4 protein-coding genes and 1 pseudogene are annotated in these 5,226 nt (G+C 69.2%); 1 reads left to right on the forward strand and 4 read right to left on the reverse strand.

Features of this window, described 5'->3' with window-relative positions; all coding sequences use genetic code 11:
• Positions 1-937: NtaA/DmoA family FMN-dependent monooxygenase (locus MCHUDSM44219_RS25800; protein WP_048421127.1), on the forward strand; the 937-nt coding region annotated here is incomplete at its 5' end.
• A 189-nt stretch (positions 938-1,126) separates the two neighbouring features.
• Here the strand turns inward: MCHUDSM44219_RS25800 and MCHUDSM44219_RS25805 are convergent.
• From MCHUDSM44219_RS25805 to MCHUDSM44219_RS29260, 4 genes and pseudogenes are all read right to left on the reverse strand, one after another.
• Positions 1,127-2,608, reverse strand: a complete 1,482-nt coding sequence (locus MCHUDSM44219_RS25805; protein WP_048421128.1) for an MCE family protein — start codon at positions 2,606-2,608, stop codon at positions 1,127-1,129.
• A gap of 1 nt (position 2,609) precedes the next feature.
• Complete coding sequence (locus MCHUDSM44219_RS25810) at positions 2,610-3,731, reverse strand: MCE family protein (protein WP_048421129.1); 1,122 nt, start codon at positions 3,729-3,731, stop codon at positions 2,610-2,612.
• On the reverse strand, positions 3,728-5,044 hold the full coding sequence (locus MCHUDSM44219_RS25815; RefSeq protein WP_048421130.1) for an MCE family protein: 1,317 nt from the start codon (positions 5,042-5,044) through the stop codon (positions 3,728-3,730). The genes MCHUDSM44219_RS25810 and MCHUDSM44219_RS25815 overlap by 4 nt, the downstream gene beginning before the upstream one ends.
• Before the next feature lie 2 nt (positions 5,045-5,046).
• Positions 5,047-5,226: pseudogene (locus tag MCHUDSM44219_RS29260) on the reverse strand (mammalian cell entry protein); the annotation flags it as partial.

The raw sequence follows: 5,226 nt of genomic DNA on the forward strand, positions 1-5,226 counted from the left end.
TGTCGGCGCTGTCGGCGGCGCCGTCGTCGTCGGGTCCTACTCCCCGTCGGAGTGGGCGGCCTACGGCGAGGAGATGCCGGAGCGATCGACGCGCTACGAGCGGATCGCAGAGTACGTCGAGTTGTGTTGCGAGCTCTGGGACTCGTGGCAGCCCGGGGCCGTCGTCGCCGATCGGGCGACCGGCATCTATGCCGATCCGGCGAAGGTCCGCGAGATCGATTTCACCGGGAAGTACTTTCGTTGCCGGGGGCGGCATTTCGTCGCTCCGTCACCGCAGGGCCGGCCGGTGCTCTGGCAGGCGGGCTCCTCCGAGGAGGGGCGCCGATTCGCGGCAGCCACGGCCGAAGCGGTGTTCGCGATCCACCCGACGGTCGAGACGATGCGCCACTACTCCCGCGACATGCGGGCTCGCGTCCACGCGGCGGGCCGGGACCCCGATGCGGTGAAGTTCTACTACGGGGTGCAGCCCATCGTGGCGATGACCGACGCGGAGGCGCAGGCCAAGGCCGATCACCTGGCGACTCTGGTGCATCCGGAGGCCACATTGGCGATGCTGTCCGGACAGCTGGGCATCGACTTCTCCACCTACGATCCGTCGACGCCGTTGGACGACATCCCCGTGCCGGGCATCCAGGGTGTCAAGGACGCTCTCGTGGCGACGGGTGCGGGCGCGGGCGTGACGATCGCCGAGGCGGCGCACACCTATTCGCTGCGCTTCTCGATGCCCCAGGTGATCGGTTCGCCGTCCACCGTGGCCGATCAGCTCGAGCACTTCATGGACGACGGGGGCGCCGACGGGTTCATGCTGCTCGCGACCTACACGCCGGGCTGCTTCGAGGAGTTCGTCGACATGGTGGTGCCTGAACTGCAACGCCGCGGGCGGTATCGGCTGCGCTACCCGGCAAAGACGTTGCGGGACAACATCCTCCTCGACTGACCGTCCCTTTCCCTTTTCCCCTTTCTCTGCCGCGAGCGTGCGTGTCTGCAGGCGACACGCCGTCCACATCGACGAGTTCACGCACGCTCGCGACGACACCCGCTGTCGACCCGCGCGACGAACGTGCGTGAACTCGCGCAGAACCGCGGCGTGTCGGCCGCAGACACGCACGCTCGCGGGACAGGGTGCTCAGCCGGCCGGCGGGATCAGCATCTGCTGCCACGTCTTCGACTGCGGGTGGGCGAGGTCGCTCTGCGTGTAGCGCTTGCCGTCCGGCCCGACGTAGTCGCCGGTCCCCGGGTCGTACGGGATCACCGCCGGCGGTGGCGGCGGAGCGGCCGCGGGTGGCGGTGCGGCGCCGGTGCCCTGCGGCGGCGGCAGGCGAGGATCCTGCCCCGGCGCGTACTCCGGCACACCCTGCCCTGACAGCGTCGCGTTCGGGTCGCCCTTCCAGTTGAAGCCGTCGTTGAGCGGCACGTACTGGGCGTCGCTCTCGCACAGCTCGACCGTCGGCGCCCGCTTCGGCGGATTGTTCGCGCACGGAATGTTGCGTACCCCGCGCACATTGAGCGTCGAATCCTGCGGCACCCGGCAGTACAGCTCGCCGGCGGGGCGCTCGGGAGCGTCCACGTCCGACGGGGAACGCTGCTGGCGGACGGGGAGAAAGCCGGTGTTGCACGGCGGCGGCAGGTTGAGGTTCAGATTGAAGTCGAGATAGATGCCGCGGTAGTCCTGTTTGGTGTCCGCGTTGGCCAGCGCGATCGCCGACATCACCGCGGTCCCCTGCGGATAGAGCACCAGCAACTGCTCCAGGTTCGGCCGGTAGGTGACCGCGATCTCCCCCAGGCTGACCAGGTTGGCCAGCAGCACGGGCAGCGCAGGCGCCACGCGACGGAACAGCGCGCTCCCCTCCCCCAACGCGGGACCGCCGACGGTCAGCAGATCGGCGAACGCGGCGTCCTGTGCCTTCAGCTGGCCGGTGATCGACGAGAGATGCTGCGCCCACGACGCGATCGAATCCGAGGTCTGCACCTGGGAATCCAGCACCGGCGGGGCCTGGTCGATCAACGTGGTGATCGGACCGATCGTCTTGCCCGCCTCGATCGCCAGCGATGTCGAGCCATCGACGATCCGGGACAGCTCGGGTCCCAGACCGCCCACTGCTCTGTCCGACTCGTCGACGACGGTGCGCAGGTTCTCCGGCGGGATCGCCCGCAGCGCTTTGTTGGTGGCGTCGAGCAGGCCCCCGATCTCGGGCGGCACCTGCACCCGCGCCGCGGGAATCACGTCGCCGTCGCGCAGATCGCCACCGGCCCCGCCGTCGCGCGGCCTCAGCTCGACGAACTGTTCCCCGACCGCCGAGCGGCTGTGCACCGAGGCGGTCACGTCGGCGGGTACCGGGGTGTCGGAGTTCATCGTCAGTTCCGCCCGCACCCCGTCGCGGGTGACGCCGATCGACGACACCCTGCCGACCTCGGTGCCGCGGTAGGTAACCACCGAGGTCGGGTACAGGCCGCCGGACGACGGCAGGTCGACCGTCACGGTGTATCTGCCGATCCCCATCAGCGCGGGCACGTTGACGAAGCCGAACGCCATGACGCCGCAGGCGACGACCGTGACGATCGCGAGGATCGTCAGCTGGATCCAGATGGTCCGGGAGAGGCGCAGCATGTCAGTACGCCCCCCACCGGTAGGGCGCGATCAGCGGATTGCCCTTCGTATACGGACTGGGCATCTGGCCGATCGTGCGGCCCCACTGCAGTTCCAGCTCGGTCAGGTCGCCCTCCCACCGGGTGCCGGTGAAGATGCTGGAGTCGATGCGGCTCAGCGTCAGGTCGATCACCAACGTGATGTTGGCGAAGTCGCCGCGGAACCAGTTCGGGATCGTGCTCTTCACCCACGGATAGGTGGACAGGAAGTCCAGGCTCCTGGTCAGCGACGGCCCGGCGTCGGCCAGCGAGCGCAGCACGGGTGCGATGTTGCGCAGGTTGTCGACCAGCGCGTCCCGCGTCTGAGTCACCGTCGAGGTGGCGATCGCGCTGAACTTACCGAGCGCGTCGACCGCATCGGCGATCTTGGTGCGCTCGTCGGCGAGCACCGACAGGGCCTGCGGGATGGTGGTGAGCGCTGTGTCGACGGTCGCGTCCTTCGCCGCGACCTGGCCGGCGAGGGCGTTGAGTCGTTCGGTGGCGGTGATGATGTCGTCGGTCTGCGCGTTCACCTCCCGGATGAAGGTGTCCAGTTGGGTCAGCAGGCTGCGCAGGTCGTCTTCGCGCCCGGCCAGGGCGGTGGCCAGCGACTGGTTGATCTCCTGCAATTGTCCCAGTCCTCCGCCGTTGAGCAGGATGGACACCGAGGCGAGCGTCTGCTCCGTGGTGGGGTACGTCGCTGCGGCCGAGAGCGGAATCACCGACCCGTCGTGCAGCGTTCCGCGCGGCGGTTCGTCGGTCGGCGGCGCCAACTCGATGTGCATCGACCCCAGAAGACTGGTCTGGCCGACCTTGGCGGTGGCGTTCTCCGGCAGGTGCACGTCGCCGTTGATGCGCATCGTGACCAGCGCGTGCCAGTCCTGCACTTCGATCTTCGTCACGTTGCCGACGTTGACGTCGGCCACCCGAACCCGGGTGTTCTGCTGGATCACCACGACGTCGGGCAGCTGCGCCCGGACGGTGTAGGAACCGGCCGAGTCACCCTCGGTGCCGGGCAGCGACAGCGAGTTCAGGCCCCGCCACTGGCATCCCGGCACGGCGCACACGCACAACGCCACGAGGGTGGCGACGATGACGCGCGTCATGGGTTCGGCACCATGAGTCCGGGCAGGCCCAGGGCCGGGTCGGTCGGAGTGGCCATCGTGGACGTCGCCTCGGCAGGCAGCGGTGGCAGGGGCGACGGCGGCGCCGGCGTGGCCGGCGTGGCCGGCGCGGCGGGCAGGTTCGGGTTCAGCCAGTTCTCGCTGTAGGTGATCTCGTTGGGGCGCGCGGCGGCTCCCACGAACGGGTTGACGCCCAGCGGCGGGAAGTTGTACTGACGGTTCTTGATGATCGGCGCCAGGTACTGCACGCACAGCTTGGAGGACTGTTCCCAGTTCTTGCGCGACGCGGCTTGGATTGCGCTGCAGATGAACTGGACTGTGTTGGCGAAGTTCACCGGCGCCAGGATCCCGGTCACCGCGCTCTGGGCGGGCTGGTAGATGTTCATGAAGTTCTGGAACACCGTCGGCGCGATGTGCAGCACCTGCTTGATGTCGCCCTCGCTCTGGTGCAGCGCGCTGGTGATCGACGAGAGCCGATCGAAGGTGGCGCCCAGCCCGTCGCGGTTCTCCGCGACGAAACCGCGCAGGTCACCGACGGCGGCATCGAGCCCCTGTGTGGCGGAGGCGAACTCGTCAGGTGAGTTGTCGAGCACGGTGGTCACCGTCGCCAGGTTCTGGTTGAACGCGGCCAGCAGGTCGCTGCTCGACGACAGCGCCGACACCAGCAGCTGCAGGTTGCGCACGGTGCTGAAGATATCGGTGCTGTGGTCGCCCAGCGCTGACAGCGCCTGTGACAGCTTGATCACCGTCTCGCGTGCGGTGTCCCCCTCGCCGCGCAGGTTGGCCGCGGCGCTGTTGATGAACTCACCGACCGGACTCGGGCCTCCCGGCGTGACGGGCTGCAGCGAGGCGGTCAGCTTCTCCAGCTGCGCCCGGAAGTCGTCCCACTCGACGGGTACCGCGGTGCGTTCCTGCGGAATGACGGCCCCAGCAGCGAGTTTCGGACCGCTCGAATACACCGGCACCAATTGGATCGCGCGTGCGGTCACCAGCGACAGGGACAGGATCGCCGCGCGGACCTCGGCGGGCACCGGGTACTGGGAGTCGACCGAGAACGTCACCCTGGTGTTGTCGGGCTGCGGCTCGATGCGGTCGACCGTGCCGACGGCGACTCCGAGGATCCGGATCTCGTCGCCGGTGTACAGGCCGTTGGCGTTGGCGAAGTACGCGACATAGGTCGTCTTGCCGACGTTGCGCCACCACGGGGTGGCCACCACGGTGACTGCGACGACCAGCGTCAGCACCAGGGTGATCGCCGTGGCGATCCGGATCAGCCGGGTTCGGTTCGCGGCCATGGTCACCGACCTTCGGGTGCGTCGGGGACGGGTGGGCCGAAGGTCGGCGGCGGCAGCTCGCCCGGTGCCGGGCCGAGGGCGGGCGGTCCGGGCGGCGGGCCGCCCGGCCGCGGGGCGGGCAGCGGCTCGCGCAGCGGGTAGCAGCCGGTCGGACCCGGCAACGGGAGTCCGGGAGGGCCGCA

The organism is Mycolicibacterium chubuense, assembly GCF_001044255.1.
In the GTDB taxonomy this organism is placed as follows: Bacteria; Actinomycetota; Actinomycetes; order Mycobacteriales; family Mycobacteriaceae; genus Mycobacterium; species Mycobacterium chubuense.

What these genes read in the sequence shown, in the direction of transcription:
- MCHUDSM44219_RS25805 (WP_048421128.1), bottom strand. Translation starts at nt 2,608, where the DNA reads ATGCTGCGCCTCTCCCGGACCATCTGGATCCAGCTGACGATCCTCGCG.
- MCHUDSM44219_RS25810 (WP_048421129.1), bottom strand. Translation starts at nt 3,731, where the DNA reads ATGACGCGCGTCATCGTCGCCACCCTCGTGGCGTTGTGCGTGTGCGCC.
- MCHUDSM44219_RS25815 (WP_048421130.1), bottom strand. Translation starts at nt 5,044, where the DNA reads ATGGCCGCGAACCGAACCCGGCTGATCCGGATCGCCACGGCGATCACC.